Below are 16,433 nucleotides of genomic sequence, written 5' to 3'. Positions count from 1 at the left end.
CAAGTAAGGTGCACTGGCACAACTGCGCAGACGCCGCTTGCTCACGCGCGCGGTACCGTCCCAGCGTACAGCCTTTGGCATACACTGAACCGCAAGGTGCACTGGCACAACTGCGCAGACGCCGCTTGCTCACGCGCGCGGTACCGTCCCAGCGCACAGCCTTTGGCATACACTGAACCGCAAAAAAACCGCTGCGCGCTAGGCACCTTGGCGCGCCGCCGCTATAATCCCGTCACGCCAGTACGGGCGGCAATTCCCAAAACAAACTTTTCCGGGGAGAGAGCAAATGATCCAACTCAAGGTTAATGGAGCGGCGCGCCAATTTGACGGCGATCCCGAAATGCCGTTGCTGTGGTTCTTGCGCGATGAACTGCAACTGACCGGCACCAAGTTCGGTTGCGGCGAAGGCCTCTGCGGCGCATGCACTGTGCACGTGAATGGCGCGGCGGTGCGCAGTTGCCAGATGCCGCTGCAAGCCGCCGCTGGCAAAAACATCACCACCATCGAAGGGCTGAGCGCCACCGCCACGCATCCGTTGCAAACGGCCTGGCAAGCGGTCAACGCGCCGCAATGCGGTTACTGCCAAACCGGCCAGATTATGCAGGCCGCCGCCTTGCTGAAACAAAAACCCAAGCCGACCGATGCCGACATTGACGCCGCGATGAAAGGCAACATCTGCCGCTGTGGCACCTATCAACGCATTCGCGAAGCGATCAAACTGGCGGCGAATGGCGTACCGAAAGCGCCGGCGAAAGCCGCTGCGAAAGGAGGCGGGGAATGAGCCGCATTGAATTACGCATTGAATCACAAAGCCGCCGCAACTTCCTGGGCAACATGCTCTCGGCATCCGCTCTGGTCATCGGCGCGCGCATCCTACCGTTGGAATTGGCCGAAGCTGCTAGCACTTCAACCAACGAAGCCGCCGCCGCCGCTTGGACACCGAATGTCTATCTGGGTTTGGAAACCGACGGCACGGTCATCATCATCACGCACCGTTCCGAAATGGGCACGGGCATCCGCAGCGTGCTGCCTGCCGTTGTCGCCGACGAACTCGAAGCCGATTGGAAGCGCGTCAAGATCGAGCAGGCCATCGGCGACAAGAAATACGGCGATCAAAACACGGACGGCTCCTGCTCCATCCGCGATTTTTATGACGCGATGCGGCAGGCGGGCGCGACCGCGCGCACGATGCTGGTGAGCGCTGCCGCTGAAAAGTGGGGCGTCTCCGCCGCCGAGTGCAAAGCGCAAAATCACAAGGTCGTACACGCCGCGAGCAACCGCGAACTCGGCTACGGCGAACTGGTCGCGCTCGCAGCCAAGCAAGCTGTACCGAAAAAAGAAGAGTTGAAGCTGAAGCCGTCTGCAGAATTCCGCTACATCGGCAAACCGCTACAGACGATTGATCAGGCCGACATCGTCGCGGGCAAAGGCATTTTCGGCATTGACGCCAAGATGCCGGGGATGGTCTACGCCTCGATTGAACGTTCGCCGGTGTATGGCGGCAAGCTGAAAAGCTTTGACGACAGCGCCGCCAAACAGGTCAAAGGCGTGCAACAGACCGTCGTCATTCCCGCCTTGACGCCGCCCTATCAATTCAAACCGCTGGGCGGCGTAGCCGTCATCGCCAACAGCACCTGGGCCGCGCTGCAAGGTCGCAAGAAGCTGAAGGTCGAATGGGACGCGGGTGCAAACGCGGCTTATGACTCGGTCAGCTACAAACAAGCCTTGATCGAAACCGTCCAGAAACCGCAAAAGGCCGCACGCAACGTCGGTGACGTGGACGCCGAATTCGCCAAGGGCGGCAAAACCCACGAAGCGACCTATTACGTGCCGCATCTCGCGCACGCACCGATGGAGCCGCCCGCCGCCGTGGCCGAATTCAAAGACGGCGTGTGCACCATCCACACGGCCACGCAAAACCCGCAGGCCGTGCAAGACACCGTTGCGGCGGCGCTGGGCATAGACAAGTCAAAGGTCATCTGCAACGTCACGCTGTTGGGCGGCGGCTTCGGACGCAAGTCCAAACCCGATTACGTTGCCGAGGCCGCGCTGCTCTCGAAAGCCGTCGGCAAGCCGGTCAAGGTCACGTGGAGCCGCGAAGAAGACATACGCTTCGATTATTACCACGCCGTCGCCGCGATGTATTTGAAGGCCGCCGTGGATGCCAAGGGCAAACCGACCGCCTGGCTGCAACGTTCGGCGTTTCCCTCGATTGGCGCGATGTTCAATCCGGCGACGAATACCGGCCAGCCGTTCGAGTTGGGCATGGGTTGGAGCAATCTGCCCTTCGACATCCCCAACCACCGCGCGGAAAACGGCCCGGCCCAGGCGCACGTGCGCATCGGCTGGTTGCGTTCGGTGTCGAACATCTATCACGCCTTCGGGGTGCATTCATTTGCCGACGAACTGGCCGCGCTGGCAAATCGCGACCGCGTGGAATACTTGCTGGAATTGCTGGGTTCACCGCGCAAGGTGGATTTGCCGGGCAATCCGTTGGCGCAAAAATTTCCGCTCGACACGGGCCGGTTGCGCAACGTGATCGAACTCGTAGCTGAAAAATCCGGCTGGGCGAAAAAGAAACCCACGAAGGGCCGTGCGCTGGGCATCGCGGCGCATTGGAGCTTTTACAGCTACGTCGCCGCTGTGGTCGAAGTCGAAGTGGACAGCGCAGGCAAACTGCGCATCCCCCGCGTAGACATCGCCGCCGATGCGGGCCAGATCATCAATCCCGACCGCGTGCGCAATCAATTTGAGGGCGCATCCGTTTTCGGCACAAGCATCGCGCTAATGGGCGAGATCACGGCCAAGAACGGCGCGATTCAGCAATCCAACTTCGATGGTTACCCGGTCGCGCGCATGCACGAAGCGCCGCTCGTCACGCACGTCCATCTGGTGCCCAGCGATGCACCGCCCGCTGGCGTGGGCGAACCGGGTGTGCCGCCGATCTTGCCCGCGCTGTGCAATGCGATTTATGCGGCGACGGGCAACCGCATTCGGGAATTGCCGATCAATCAGCACAAACTGGTATAAATGTTTTGCCCACGAAGGCACACGAAGCAAACACGAAGTCCTCAAAATATCTTCGTGCTTCTTCGTGTGCCTTCGTGGGCAAACTTCTTTGAATTAACGGCCCACCCACTTCGCAATCCGTCCGCGCGGCCCCACCGCCCAACCGGCTTTCACATTCCCTTTCGCAAAACTCACCGCGTTGTAATTCTCGCCGTCCAGTTTGGTGAATGCGCCGTCACCATCTGCCACGTCTGCCCCCGACGGGCCAACGACAAACATTTGCCAGCCGCGTTTCCCGCGCACAAACATTGCGCCGGAACGAAAGCCGCCGGGCTTGTTCGTTTCGATCAGCTTCCAGGCGCGCCCGCCGTCGTTGGTGACGGCGTAATTCCTGTCGGCCTGCGGCGGTTTTTGGTAATCGCCGCCGACCGCGACGCCGTTTTTATCATCACGAAAGGCGAGACCAAAGACGCCGGCTGACGCTACGCCTGCCAATAAAGGCGTTTCAGCGACCGTCCAGGTGCGCCCGCGATCAGTCGAATGAAAGACGCGCGCAACTGTTGCGCCGCCCGTGCCGAGCCAGACATTGCTTTTGCCTTGCGTCAGCAGACAAGTGCCGCCGGCCGCAAAGCCGCCTTCATTCGGCAAAGCGGGCGGCATGCCTGCGGGTGGTTGTTGTTTCCACGTCACGCCACCGTCATCGGTCGTGATGATGACGAAGCGGCCATTGACCGGATCGCTCATCGCCAAGCCGTGCCGCGCGTCCCAAAAAGCGAGGGCGTCAAAAAACGCTTTTGGCTCACTGTTCTTGAATTGCAGCGTCCAGTGCAGGCCACCGTCCGTCGTCTTGTAAATACGCGACGAGTCGCCGTTGCCGATGCTCAGCAAATACGCGGTGTTGGCGTCAAAGGCTTCGACATCGCGGAAGTCCAGCTTTTCCGCGCCCGGCACTTGCCCGGCTTGCCAGGTCTGGCCGCCATCCACAGTGCGAATGTAGGTGCCTTGTGTGCCGCTGGCCCAGGCGACTTTTTCGCTGACGGCGCAGAGGCCGCGCAAGCTGGCGGTGGTATTGCTGGTTTGCGCCTGCCATTGCGCGAGGGCGATAGCTGGCAGATGCGACGCAACCATAAAGGAGGCGAGTAAGCGAAAGGTAAGATGCATTTTTCAATTGGCGCAATGGCGCTTGAACCAACCTTGGCTCACGCGCGCGTTAGCAAAATCCGTCCGTGGTCGTTGATAAACGATTTCTACCGGTAAAACTGTTGAGGCTGTTGGCGGCACTTGGGCGTGCCGCACAAAGCATAACTTCCAGGCACAACAATTTCAGTTGATGACGCGCGCATCCTAATTCCCCTCCGCGCATCTGGCAATGATAGGTAGCGTGGCGGCCTCTTTGAGAGATCATTTCGGTTTGGGGCATCAAGAAATATGCCGAGGATAAGCATTGAGCGAAACTCGCTGCGCGCAGACTGTCTCAGCAGTTTGCGAAATCCCCAACCTTTTATCAGCGCAAACGTCCAGATTTTCCAAAAAAACAGCACTCTACGCGGTGGCCCTACTTGCGCCAGCAAAAAAGGCAGGGCATGATGCGCGCGTTGTCAGCAATAGCCTTCTAGTTCACTGGTCAATCACCAAGGAAATTTCTTTGGCCGCGAGTGTAGTTCAAGTGAAATACCCTGTGCATTTTTGTGTCCGGTATCCCATGCAGTTGGCGCGTTTACGCTTGCCCGTTTGCGTGGCGTGGCTGGTTGCGTTGCTTGGTGTGACTGGTGCCGTTACAGCAAGGCAGGAGGCGTCCGCACCACCGGCGCAGGCGCAGGCTACGCCAACGCCGAGCGCCACGCTGGATGAATTACTGGCTGAAGCGCGCACGCTGTACTTGCGCGGACAATTGCGGACGGCCTACGAACGCTATGCGCAAGCCCAGCAATTAGCCGAGCGGCAGGGTAATAAAAGCGCGTTGATGACGGCGCTGCGCGGTTTTGGAAATGTGTATTATTCCCAGGGCGAGCACGATTCGGCCTACGATTTCTATCAGCGCAGCCTAAAGCTCGCGGAGGAATTGCAGGATCAGTCCGGCAAACTCAACATTATCCTCAATCTGGGGAACATCAGTTTTAGTCAGGGCGACTATGGCAAGGCGTTTGACTATTATCAGCACAGCAGTGTGTTGGCCGAACAACTCAAAGATGACCTGGGAACCTTGCGCGCGTTAAACAACATCGGCAGCATCTATCAATTACAAGGCAATTTCCCGCTCGCGCTGGCAACGCATCAACGCGCGCTCAAACTGGGGCGGGTGCTCAAGGACGCCGATCTGATTAACAAGTCCCTGAACAATCTCGGCTTGACGCAGCTCGCGTTGAACGAATACACCGCCGCGCTCGCCACGTTCGAAGAATCCCTCAAACTGGCGGAAGCCAACGGCTTCAAACCGATGATGATGCTGGCGCTGAACAATCTGGCCGTGGTGCATGAAGCGCAGGGCCAATACGCGCTTGCCGAGAGTCTTTATCAACAGAGCCTGCTTCTGGCCGAGACGCTGAGCAGCAAAGAGTCGCAGGCCTTTACCTGGAGCAATCTGGGCAACACGCGGCGCTTGCAGGGCGATTACCGGCAAGCCATTGAATTGACCGAACGCGCTATCGGGATGGCGCGCCAGATTGGCAACCAGGAAGTCCTGGCCAAGGCCAGTATGCGCGCGGGCAAGGCCTACGCGGCACTCGGACAATTTGAACCGGCCCGGCAAAACTTTGCCACCGCCATTCAGGCGGTTGAGCAATTACGCACCTTGGCCCGCATCAGCGAACGTGATCGGCAAAGCTTTCTCGAAGCGCGCATTGGCCCTTACTACGGCATGATCGAATTGCTGATCGCTCAAAGCCAACGTGCCGGGACGCCCGACGCACCGCCGACGGCCACTGTTATCGCTGAGGCGCTCGAATATGCGCAGCGCGCCAAGGGGCGTGTGCTGCTGGATGTTTTGCAAAGCGGCAAAGCCGATTTCGCCAAAGCAATGACGCCAGCCGAAACCGCACAGGAACGCAAGCTCACGCGGGATTTGACGACCCTCAATGCGGTGCTCTATCTGGAACGATTGAAACCGCAGGTGGACGAAAAGCGTGTGGGCGAGTTGGAGAAGCAGTTACAACAGGTGCGCTTTGCTTACGAGGAATTCCAGGTGGCGCTGTATGCGGCGCACCCTGAGTTGAAATTACAACGCGGTGAATTACAGCCGCTCAGTCTGCGCGAAATCAGCGCGCTGTTGCCCGATGCGCATACGGCCATTTTGGAGTTCATCGTCGCCGAAGAGCAGACCTACCTGTTCGTCATCACCAAGCCCGAGGCGGCAACGCAACCGGCGGCCCAAGCAGCGGACAGCCTGCCGGTGGATTTGCGCGTCCATCCGTTGAATCTGACGCGCAAAGAGGTCAACGAATTGACGGAGCGGTTCCGCCGGCGGATTGCCAATCGTTATTTCGACATTCAGGAAATGTCCGGCGAATTGTATCGCCGCCTGCTGGAACCGGCGCAGCGCCAGCTTCAGCATACGAAAACATTGATCATCATTCCCGATGGCGGGCTTTGGCAATTGCCGTTTCAGGCCCTCCAGGCCGGCAACAACCGGTATTTGATCGAAGATTACGCCTTGGCCTATGCGCCCTCGCTGCCGGTGTTACAGGCGATGACGCGGCAAAAAGCGGCCCGGCGACATCTATCCGGCAATTCTCCTTCGTTGCTCGCGTTGGGCAATCCCTTGCTCGGCAAAATGGAACAGTCGCCGTCAGAAGCGCTCTTGATGGGTGAGCGGCTGGCGCCGCTGCCGGAAACAGCGCGCCAGGTCAATGCGCTTAAACAGGTCTATGGCGCGCAGCATAGTAAAGTTTTGCTGGGCGCCGCAGCCAGCGAAGACTTACTCAAGGCTGAGGCCGGTCATTACCAGATTTTGCATCTGGCCACGCACGGGATACTGAATGACGCCAGCCCGCTCTATTCGCAGTTGTTGTTGAGCCAGCCTTTGGCGCCCACAGGAAATCCTGAAGCTGCCAAACCATCTTCTCTGGCCGCCGCGCCTGGCCCAGGTGCGGCGGTCAGAGAAGATGGTTTATTGGAAGCCTGGGAGATTATGCGGATGAATTTGCAGGCGGATCTGGTCGTGCTCTCGGCGTGTGAGACGGCGCGTGGCCGGATTGGTTCCGGCGAGGGCATCATCGGCTTGACCTGGGCCTTCTTTATCGCCGGGTCGCCGGCGAATGTCGTGAGTCAGTGGAAAGTCGAATCGCGCAGCACGGCTGATTTGATGCTCGCCTTTCATCGTCAATTGCAACCGCAGACGGGCAGCAAACAGGCGCACCCCAATACGGCAGAAGCGTTACGCCAAGCCGCGCTCACGGTCTTACGCAAACCACAATATCGCCATCCCTTCTATTGGGCGGGCTTTATTTTGATCGGAGCAAGCCAGTAAGTTGTAGAGCGGCTTTCACTACGGTGTACGGTGAAACCGCGCAGCGGGGCAGTACCGCGCGCGTGAGCAAGTGGCACTTTGGCAATTCGGCCAAGTGGCAAGCTTGACGCGCCGCTTGCTCACGCGCGCGGTACTGTCCCAGCGTCCCGTATCTGAACCTTAATTCATTGCCATTGTGGTTAAGCGGGCTTGGCAGTTGTCGCCAGTAAGCAGTTTGGCAGGTCAGCCGCTGGTGTGCCGGTGCTGCTTAGCTTGTGTATTGAGGCGGCGCAAAAGCTGAATTTGAATTGCTAGGAACCGTAGTAATGAGCCGCGCAGGGTTGGCTCAGCGCTTTCAAGCGCCCAAAGTCATGGCGCGCCGGGGACAAGTGAAACCACGAAGGGACGCAAAACGATGAAGGCCCCAAGCCACGCGCCCTTCCTCGTTTCTCTCCGTGGTTTCACTTGTCCCCAGCGTGCTATTGGTTTTTGCGCGCGAGACGCAAGTTTCGACTCTGCCGTTCAAAGCTCTGCCACAGCCGCTGCGCCAGGGGCGAGTGCGGATTGACAGCCAACAATGCTTTGAATTCCAAACCCGCTTCCTCCAGCAGCCCGGCCCGCGCGTACAGCACGCCCAAGGCCAAATGTGACGCTTGCCCGGTTCTCGCTTGTTCTATTTCGGCGAGTTGAACCCGTTCTAAGACTTTGAATTTTGCATCCGGCGCGTTGGGCGCAGGAGCAAAGAATTCCTGCTCGTCCCTGAGCGCCCGCACCTGCCAGTAATAACTGCGCCCGCGTTCGAGCGGCGTGGCCGGAACCCATTCCGTGCCAGTCAAAGCGCCGCTGGCAGCGACTTTCTGGAAATTGGTATCGTAAACCGTCACGTAATAGCACGTGGCCCCGTTCAGAGCCTGCCATCTCAACCGCGGGCGCGTGGCTTGCACCACCTGCCCCAGCGGTGCGAGCAGCGCGAAATCCACCGGGTCGCGCCGCTGATCCAACAACTCGACGGTCGCCGTGCGCATTTGCACGACCTGCGCGGAAAGCTTGATTTGCTGGGTTGCCAAGGCTTCTTTGACCGCTACCTGTGCTGCGGGCGAGAGAGCTTCTAAGCCCCGCAACTGGCCGGTTGAATCAAGCGTAATGTGCCGCTCGCCGTCACGTAAGGTAGCCAGTAACGCATCAGCCGGCAGCACAGTTTCATCAGACTTTGCGCCAGATGCGGTATTTGGCGTGGGCGACGCTGGCGTTGTTTCATCACTAGGTGGCAGCGGAGTGCTGGTCGGCGTCGCGCGTGTTCGCGCAGGCTGAAACGTTTCGCGTCCGGGCCAAAGCGTGGCCGTCAGCCAGGCTAAGACCACCACCGTTGCCACTGTCCCCAACCCCCGCCAGGCCCAACGAACCACCGGCATTTCAAACCAGCCGCTTATTTTTTCCCACGCCGTTTGCGTCACCGGACTGGCCGCGCGTCCTGGCGTCAGGCCCGCGCGCACTTCTTGCAATTCCACAAACTCCAAACAACATTCCGCGCACTGTTCCAGATGCGACTTTGCCAGAGCCATTTCAGGCGCGCTCAATTGCCCGTTGACGTAATCCGCTTTCTGCGCAAAGCCGAAGTAGGAACACAACTCGCCTTCCGCCCCGGCCAACTCCGTTTGCAGCCGCCGCACGGTGCTTTGTAATCCCGGCGCACTGTCCAGCCGTTGCGCACAATCCGAGCAAGCGGATAGATGCCGGTCTATCCTCAGCAACTCAGCGGCAGATACACGCCGTTGCTGAAAGCTCAGTAATTCTTGTTTCGATAAATGCGTTGTCACGTTCTTTCGCTCTCCAAATGACTGATAGTGGGATCAGCAGGCGCCGCACGCGGCAACAGCGACTTGCACAATAACAACACATGCGAAGATCGCTCCCATATTGCACGTGCCCGCAAATTTTTCCCTGCTGTAAATAATTCGGGGCCGGAATGGGAGCAAACGTTCAGAGTTCACGCTTCAGCGTGTCTGCGGACCGTCACCCACACGCTGAAGCGTGAACTCTGAACCGAACCGCCGTCACCGAGAAATCTACAGAAAGAAGAGTTTTTCTGTTGAATGTTTGATCAGCAGGTCAGGCGCGATTCTTTGCAGGGTCAGCGGGTTTCGGGGCGGCGGCTGAGTGGCCAAAGGTACTCCGCTTCAAAACGCGCACAGCGACTTCATTGCTCCCCTTGCACGGCGCGCAGACGGCTGGCCAATTGGCGGCGGGCGGAACTGCGCAGATTGATCACTTGTTGCCGCGTTAGCCCCAGCAAAGCGGCGATGCGCGTGTCATCCACCGGCAGTTCACGCCACAATTCCGCAAAGGCGGTGGGCGTCATTTCCAAAACCTCGGCAAGCTGGTGGAGCGAGGTGATTTGTAATTCCACCAGCAACATCACCAAGCCGCGCTCCTGCGCGTCGCGCAAGTTCAGCAACAAGGCCAGCCGCTGTGGCAACGGCAATTGGATCAGCGCTTGCCAGAGTTGTTGCAGATAGAGCCGCTGTTCGACACGCCCTGCCGTTTGGTCATCAAGGCGAAGCTGTGGCGCGCTTTCCTCTGGCAGCGTTTGGCGGGCGGGCGCGTCTTTGATCCCCCGCAGGGTCGCCACCAGATTGACCAACGCCGGAAATTCGAGTGGGCCGCGAAAATAATTGAAAATGGCGGTCAGGAGTTCCGCGAGCACCACCGGCCCTAACCGGATGCCGGGAAAAGCGAGCTTCTCAGGTTCATCTTGCAGCCTCTGCACTTGACTCGCCGCGATGGCTTGCTGGCGTTGGTCGCGCCACGCGGCAAACCCGCTCAACCAGATTTTGCGCGCGGCTTCCCACAACGCCAGGCTGGGTTGATGGGTCAAAACGTAGCGTACTTGATCCTTCAACCGCGCGCGTTGCGGGAATTGTCGCCGCCGATACAACGAGCACACCTGGTGCGCGATGGCTGCCACGTAACTGCGAAAATCGCCGTAGAGCGGCGGAGCGCCGGAATTTTTAAGCTGGTTCAGTCGGGCTAATAACTGGAGTGTGGCTTCCTGACAAACGTCTTCGACATCGCTCGGTTCGGTGAGTTCAGTTCTCAGCCGGAAAGCGATGACGGCTTTGATCGTGGGCGTCGCGTGTTCCGCCAAGAGGCGCGTCAGCAACTGTTCCGCTTGTTCCGTCTCACCAGCCCACCACCACGTGTGTAACAACTCAGTGGCCGAAGGTAAAACCGCTGGCAGCCCGGCACTCTCCACTTCGATAGACATAGGTTCATAAGCAGGAACCTCGTGCTTACGCGTGGATTAAGCCTGGTCCTGGTGTGCTTTGCTGAAGGATGTGCGCACACCCCTCATTTTATTTGGAGAAAGACCGCTCGAACATTTGCCCAACCGGTTTTCCCGTTCCTGCCACTGTATGGATGATCTCGTGTGCGTCCACATGACGAACGCGCTGATTGGCCCGGTCAGCGATATAAAAGCCGCCCTCCGAGTCGAGGGCCAGCTTTTGTGGGGTGTTTAAGGCTGCCGCGATGGCGCGTTGACCATCACCGCTGAAGCCTAAAGTTCCGACGCCTGCCACAGTAACCACGGTGCTTTGCTGCCAAACGCGAACCCGCTGATTACCGCTGTCGCAAATATACAAGCGTCCCGCCTGATCGAACTTTAGGTCTGTCGCTGAAAAAAGCTTCGCCTTTTCGATCCTCTCTCCCTCGCCCCCAAAACCCGCGCCATACGTGTCTTGCGCGGGTCCATAACCGGCAATTGTGGCGATGCGGCCATCCACCGCTATGCGTCTTAAGCGGCTATTGCCAGCATCGCTGATATAAACACTGCCGTCCAGGCCCACCGCCACGGCCATCGGCAGATTCAACTGCGCCTTTTCGGCGGGGCCGCCGTCGCCGCCATAGCCCGCCACCGAACCGGCCAACACCGTCAGTTTCCCCTGTTGATCCAGACGCCGCACCACATGGTTATACGTATCGGCAATCAGCAAACCGCCATCGCGCGCCAACGCCAACCCCTGCGGATTATTGAGCGAAAGCGGCGGCGGCGCACCGTTGTAATTGGATTGCAACGCTTTTCCATCGCCCGCCAGAGTGGTGATGACCCCGCGCCGGTCAATGCGGCGAATGCGCTGGTTGCCCGTATCGGCAATCAGCAGATTCCCCGCCATATCAAACAACAGATCGTGCGGGCTGCGCAACTGCGCCCGCAGCGCCGGGCCACCATCGCCGCTGAACCCAGCCGTCCCGGTGCCCGCCACAAGCGTTAATTGCCGCCGCCGGTCGAGCTTGAAAATGCAATGCGCGCCAATATCCGAAATGAACAATTCACCCTGCGCATTCAGGGCCAGCCCGTTGGGGTAGCTCAATCCGACCGCCGCCGCTGACTGACGACCGCGTGCCGTGATCTTTTCCTGCGTGCCGCAAACCACATTGCAGCACAGCAACAGGGCCAATCCGAAGGCAAAAACTTTTGGCGTATGCCGTGCGCGATTCATGAGAATAAATTCTTGTGGGGAAATTCCGCTTTGGAGTGCTTGTTATCGCACGAAAGAGCGCTGCGCGCCAGCCCCCTGGAAAGCCCTCCACCTGGATTAATTTATCGGCCCAGGACGCCATTGAGATTGATATTGGACAGCCCTGCGCCCCAGGCTGACCTGTTGTTGGGCTGGCCCAAATCCAGCACGCGCAAGTTCAACTCTCCACCGGTACGATGGGCCACGCGATATTGGCGCTCCGGCCCGATCGGTTCCGGCAACCGGGTCGGTGAGAGTTGCACGAAGTAACGCACACCCAGTTGATTCCAATTGGCCCAATGCTGTTCCGGATTATCAAACGTCGTCGTCCGGTTGCCGGTCAACAGATGTACCAGACCGGGATTTTGCGTCACGACGGTGTCGGTTTTCGGTACGTTCTCGGCAGTCCATTTCAGCAGGGCGGTTTGTTCCTCAAAGATACGCAGATAACGCGGACGTTCCGCCGGAGTGTCAGCAAATTTGCGCGCCAGATAACTGCCGTTGCCGATCAAGCAAAGCAAGAGTAACAGCACGGCAAATCCGTTTAACACACCCCAGTATGTGCTTGTTTCTTTTTCATCACTCAGCCGCCGATGCAAAAACCAGAATAGTTTTGTGCCTTGTAAAAAATAAAATAACAAAAGCGGCAGCGAGGGTAACAAAAACCGGTACGGCGGGAAGGGCCAGGCCAGGATGATTGCCAGTGAAAAGGGTAACGCCAATTCAGCCATCGTCAGGCTTTCTTTCGCCACCATAATATAACCGGCCACCACCAACACGCCGGCAAAGAACGAGAGCGTCCATTGCAACTCGCTGCCGCGCTCAGCTAAGCCCTGATTTAAGGCAGGAAAGAGCGCGGGCAGTAAGATGCCGCCCGCATCGTTACTTAAAATGCTGCCGATGTTACTCCAAAATCGTTCCGGCAACTCGCCCAGCGTAATCCGCCCCGCCGCTTCGTGGCCCGCCAGGCGATCCCAGAACTGTTCAGCGTAAGGGCGCACGATGTAATTGTTCACTTCGGCGCGTTGCGCGGCGGTGGGCTTGCGGCTTTGCGTGTACAGCGTCCAGCTTCCCAGCATGACCGCCACCGTGGCGGCGAATACCAGCGCCGTCTTAAACAGTTTCTCCTTCGCCAGATAAAGTAACGCCGCAATCACGATTCCGATGGCCATCGAACGCGTCAAAAAGGCCGCGCTACAGGCCAATCCCGCGAGCAAGGCAAAGAGCGCGAACCGTTCACCCTCACGCCGCCGCACGCATTCCTCGACCGCCACCAGCGCCAGCATTTGCGCGGCGGCAAACACACATTCCGACAGCAACGACGAAGTCGCCATGAAGGCCAGGCCGGGACTGAGCGCCGTCACCAGGGCCGTCAACAAAGCCGTCCAACGTCGCCACTGCCGATAACGTTCGAGGTAAACATAAGTCGCCGCACCTGTGAGTAACATCGCCGCGATGGAAACCGCTTTGAGTAAAAAGATGTTATTCGGAAATTGCGGCCACAGCTTAAAAAAGATTGCCAACAGGAACGGATAGGCGGGTGGGTAAAGCGGCAAGATACCCGGCGTGGGCGAATTAATCAGTGTGTACCCCTGCCCGGTCGCCAGCGCTTTTGCCAACAAAGCATACCAGGCATCATCAATAAACATACCAACTATACGATCCAGCCGTAACAGGTAAATAACAAAAAAGGCGACCAGGCCGAGCGCCGAACAAAGCCAAAATCGCCGGTCAGTAGCTGCTGTTACCGGAGGTTCAGGCGGCGCGGTGCTTGCTGATTCGGTTTCTACCTTTTTCGGTTTGAGCTTCGCCATAGAAGTAACATTCTCTCTCTCGCAAGGATAAGCAAATAACAAAACAGGACTTACGCAAAGATTTGCCACAGAGACACAGAGGAAAACAGAGAACTCCACCAACACTGTAAAAAAGCTCTGTGTCTCTGTGCCTCTGTGGCAATCTCGCTCGCGTTCTGCGTAAGTCCTAAAAAGCAGGCTGCTGGTTGAGGCCGCTTTATTCGTCGCGCGTCGTGAACTCACGCAGGAACGGGTCTTCCGATGCCCACAACGCTTCATCAGCGCCGTCAAAAACGGCTTTCCCTTCGTGCAATACCAAAAACTTCGTATTGACTAGGCAAAGCGTGTCATTTTCGGGCCGCAACTCCGCGCGGTCAGCGACCGTTTTAACGGCATAATTCGAGGACAAATAACGCACGTCAGCCAGTTTGTGGGTGACGAACATCGAGGTCACTTCATCCAGATCGCGCAACCGGATCGCCGCTTCGCACAGTTTGTGCGCGGTTGGCGGATCGAGGCCGACAGTGGGTTCGTCGAACAGGATAATTTCGGGCTGATCCACGATCGCACGGCAAATCGCCACCATCCGCCGCGTGCCGCCAGACAAAGCGTTCGGCAACAGATCCGCGACTTCATTCAAACTGGCGAAGGCCAGGACGCGTTGCACGCGCGCGTCAATCTCGGCCTCCGGCCAACCCAATTCGCGCGGACGGTAAGCGATGTTTTCGTAAACGCTCAAGCTGTCAAACAGCGCGCCTTCCTGAAACACGATGCTCATCTTTCTCCGCACTTGATTGAGTTCTTCGTCTTCCAGATGGGAAATCTCAGTGCCGTTGATGAAGATTTGCCCGCCATCCGGCTTTAAGAGGCCGAGCACCAAACGCAAAATCGTGGACTTGCCCGACCCGGACTGGCCCAGCACCACTTTCATTTCACCCGGCATGACCTTGAAATTGACGCCATCCAGCACGACCTTGCGGCCAAAAGCCAGCGACACGTCGCGGAATTCGATCTGGGGAGAGGGCGTGTGGTGCGACATTGAATTCGTCATCTACTTTCTCGCCAACGTTGACAGAAGCCTGCTCTCGGAACCATAAAGATGGCGGGCATTGCAGCGGTACCGCGCGCGTGAGCAAGCGGAACCGCCATCTGTTGCGCGTGGGTGTGATTACCAGGCGCCGCTTGCTCACGCGCGCGGTACCGTAGCAGCCTGTGACCGGCTGCATCCTGCATAAGCGCGCGGGAATCCGCAAGGCGGCGCGTGTTTTTCCACGGTGCGGTTCTTGTTCCAGCAACAGGCTGCGCCTTTTAGATTGGCATCGTGCTTGCACAAATGTGGAGCGTGCCCGCGAGGTAGAGAACGTAAATTGTAGTAATCCCGCTACAAGGCGCGCGACGCACGAACAGGAGTTGATTATGCAAACTGAATTGATCAAAAAAACCTTGAAAACCGGCGGCAAGGCCCTTGAGTTGGGCGTTGAAGCCGAACGCATGAAACAGAACCTTGCACACAAACTGGAGCACGGTTGGGAAGATGGCATGCTCGAAGCCAAACGCGCGCTGAAACGCACGCGTTATGCCGCCGAAGATTTGGTGGATGACACGGCCTATCGCGTCAAACAAAATCTCAGGCAGAATCCCTGGGGCGTCTTGGCCATTACGCTGGGCCTCGGCTTCGGCATTGGCACGTTGACCGGCGCGCTGATCACCCGGCTGGCGGGGCGCTGCAAAGAAGAAAGCCGATGACCACCACCTTCACACCGGCGCTTGAATTTCGCCAGGTTTCCATCGCGTTCGATGAAAAGCCGCTGTTGGATGGTATCAGCTTTGTCGTTCCGCGCGGTCAAATGCGCATCGTCTTAGGCCCGTCCAACTGCGGCAAATCCACGCTCATACGCCTGGCCATCGGCTTGCTCAAGCCCGACGCCGGGGAAGTCTGGCTCAACGGCATCGAAATCTCCGCTTTGCCGGAGGAAGAATTGTTGGAACTGCGGCAAACGGCAGGCGTCGTGTTACAGACGGATGCGCTGTTCGATATGTCGGTCGCCGAAAACATCGCCTATCGTTTGCCGCTGCTGGGCTTTGATTCCGACCAAACCGAGGCCGAAGTGCGCCGTGTCTTGCAAATTGTCGGCCTGGAGGATGCTTACGATTTGCAACCTGAAGAACTATCGGGCGGCATGAGCCGACGCGCAGCCTTGGCTAGGGCCTTGGCCGGTGCGCCGCCGATTATGTTTTATGACTCGCCCTGCTCCGGCCTCGATCCCATCATTAGCCGCCGCATCATGCGCGAAGTCCTGCGCCAACGCGATGTCGTCGGCGTGAGTTCGCTTTACGTCACGCAAAATCTGGACGAAGTGCGCTACCTTTGCTCGCACTATTACGAAACCCCGCCGCACGCCGAACCGGAGTTGCGCGCCGAGGCCGACGATTTTTGTCTCACCAACACGCGCATACTGTTGCTGAATGAAGGGCAGATCATCTTCAACCAGGAGGATGAACTTTTTTGGGATTCGACGGATGAACGGATTCGGCGCTTTGTGCTGTAGCCGATTGGAAGGCGCAACACACCTGGGTACGCAGCGCTTCCAGCGTGCAGGCTGGTACAAGACGCATTCCCGCTGGAAGGAATCTATGCCAAGCCTGCACGCTGGAAGCGCTGCGTACCCA

11 protein-coding genes are annotated in these 16,433 nt (G+C 58.2%); 5 read left to right on the top strand and 6 right to left on the bottom strand.

Annotation, left to right across the window (positions count from 1 at the left end; translation table 11 throughout):
- Window positions 1-286: 286 nt before the first annotated feature.
- Both HY011_04730 and HY011_04725 read left to right on the top strand, forming a co-directional pair.
- Window positions 287-781: a (2Fe-2S)-binding protein gene (locus tag HY011_04730; protein MBI3422220.1), complete on the top strand. Its 495-nt coding sequence runs from the start codon at window positions 287-289 to the stop codon at window positions 779-781.
- Window positions 778-3,030 carry a xanthine dehydrogenase family protein molybdopterin-binding subunit gene (locus HY011_04725; protein MBI3422219.1) on the top strand — a complete coding sequence of 751 codons (2,253 nt, stop codon included), beginning with the start codon at window positions 778-780 and terminating at the stop codon, window positions 3,028-3,030. Before HY011_04730 ends, HY011_04725 begins: the two co-directional genes overlap by 4 nt.
- A 93-nt stretch (window positions 3,031-3,123) precedes the next feature.
- Here HY011_04725 and HY011_04720 read toward each other — a convergent pair whose 3' ends face one another.
- Complete coding sequence (locus tag HY011_04720) at window positions 3,124-4,137, bottom strand: glycosyl hydrolase (protein MBI3422218.1); 1,014 nt, start codon at window positions 4,135-4,137, stop codon at window positions 3,124-3,126.
- Window positions 4,138-4,687: 550 nt separating this feature from the next.
- On the opposite strand from HY011_04720, the gene HY011_04715 reads away from it, so the two are divergent.
- Window positions 4,688-7,474: a CHAT domain-containing protein gene (locus HY011_04715; GenBank protein MBI3422217.1), complete on the top strand. Its 2,787-nt coding sequence runs from the start codon at window positions 4,688-4,690 to the stop codon at window positions 7,472-7,474.
- A 458-nt stretch (window positions 7,475-7,932) separates the two neighbouring features.
- Here HY011_04715 and HY011_04710 read toward each other — a convergent pair whose 3' ends face one another.
- The 5 genes from HY011_04710 to HY011_04690 all read right to left on the bottom strand — a co-directional run bounded on the left by HY011_04710 (window position 7,933) and on the right by HY011_04690 (window position 14,814).
- A complete protein-coding gene (locus HY011_04710; GenBank protein ID MBI3422216.1) occupies window positions 7,933-9,270 on the bottom strand; it encodes a zf-HC2 domain-containing protein in 1,338 nt (445 codons plus the stop codon).
- 380 nt (window positions 9,271-9,650) lie between these two features.
- The gene (locus HY011_04705; GenBank protein ID MBI3422215.1) at window positions 9,651-10,718 is read right to left on the bottom strand and encodes a hypothetical protein; all 1,068 of its coding nucleotides are present in this window, start codon (window positions 10,716-10,718) and stop codon (window positions 9,651-9,653) included.
- Between the two features lie 88 nt (window positions 10,719-10,806).
- The gene (locus HY011_04700; GenBank protein ID MBI3422214.1) at window positions 10,807-11,952 is read right to left on the bottom strand and encodes a hypothetical protein; all 1,146 of its coding nucleotides are present in this window, start codon (window positions 11,950-11,952) and stop codon (window positions 10,807-10,809) included.
- Between the two features lie 101 nt (window positions 11,953-12,053).
- A complete protein-coding gene (locus HY011_04695) occupies window positions 12,054-13,784 on the bottom strand; it encodes a hypothetical protein (GenBank protein ID MBI3422213.1) in 1,731 nt (576 codons plus the stop codon).
- 196 nt (window positions 13,785-13,980) lie between these two features.
- On the bottom strand, window positions 13,981-14,814 hold the full coding sequence (locus tag HY011_04690) for an ATP-binding cassette domain-containing protein (GenBank protein ID MBI3422212.1): 834 nt from the start codon (window positions 14,812-14,814) through the stop codon (window positions 13,981-13,983).
- A gap of 365 nt (window positions 14,815-15,179) precedes the next feature.
- Between HY011_04690 and HY011_04685 the strand changes: the two genes are divergently transcribed.
- Both HY011_04685 and HY011_04680 read left to right on the top strand, forming a co-directional pair.
- A complete protein-coding gene (locus HY011_04685) occupies window positions 15,180-15,509 on the top strand; it encodes a hypothetical protein (GenBank protein ID MBI3422211.1) in 330 nt (109 codons plus the stop codon).
- On the top strand, window positions 15,506-16,312 hold the full coding sequence (locus HY011_04680; protein ID MBI3422210.1) for an ATP-binding cassette domain-containing protein: 807 nt from the start codon (window positions 15,506-15,508) through the stop codon (window positions 16,310-16,312). Before HY011_04685 ends, HY011_04680 begins: the two co-directional genes overlap by 4 nt.
- Window positions 16,313-16,433: the final 121 nt, after the last annotated feature.

This window comes from Acidobacteriota bacterium (assembly GCA_016196035.1).
Classification (GTDB): Bacteria; Acidobacteriota; Blastocatellia; order RBC074; family RBC074; genus JACPYM01.
This window is presented reverse-complemented; position numbering and strand designations above follow the sequence as displayed.

What these genes read in the sequence shown, in the direction of transcription:
- HY011_04730 (MBI3422220.1), top strand. Translation starts at nt 287, where the DNA reads ATGATCCAACTCAAGGTTAATGGAGCGGCGCGCCAATTTGACGGCGAT.
- HY011_04725 (MBI3422219.1), top strand. Translation starts at nt 778, where the DNA reads ATGAGCCGCATTGAATTACGCATTGAATCACAAAGCCGCCGCAACTTC.
- HY011_04720 (MBI3422218.1), bottom strand. Translation starts at nt 4,137, where the DNA reads ATGGTTGCGTCGCATCTGCCAGCTATCGCCCTCGCGCAATGGCAGGCG.
- HY011_04705 (MBI3422215.1), bottom strand. Translation starts at nt 10,718, where the DNA reads ATGTCTATCGAAGTGGAGAGTGCCGGGCTGCCAGCGGTTTTACCTTCG.
- HY011_04700 (MBI3422214.1), bottom strand. Translation starts at nt 11,952, where the DNA reads ATGAATCGCGCACGGCATACGCCAAAAGTTTTTGCCTTCGGATTGGCC.
- HY011_04695 (MBI3422213.1), bottom strand. Translation starts at nt 13,784, where the DNA reads ATGGCGAAGCTCAAACCGAAAAAGGTAGAAACCGAATCAGCAAGCACC.
- HY011_04690 (MBI3422212.1), bottom strand. Translation starts at nt 14,814, where the DNA reads ATGACGAATTCAATGTCGCACCACACGCCCTCTCCCCAGATCGAATTC.
- HY011_04685 (MBI3422211.1), top strand. Translation starts at nt 15,180, where the DNA reads ATGCAAACTGAATTGATCAAAAAAACCTTGAAAACCGGCGGCAAGGCC.
- HY011_04680 (MBI3422210.1), top strand. Translation starts at nt 15,506, where the DNA reads ATGACCACCACCTTCACACCGGCGCTTGAATTTCGCCAGGTTTCCATC.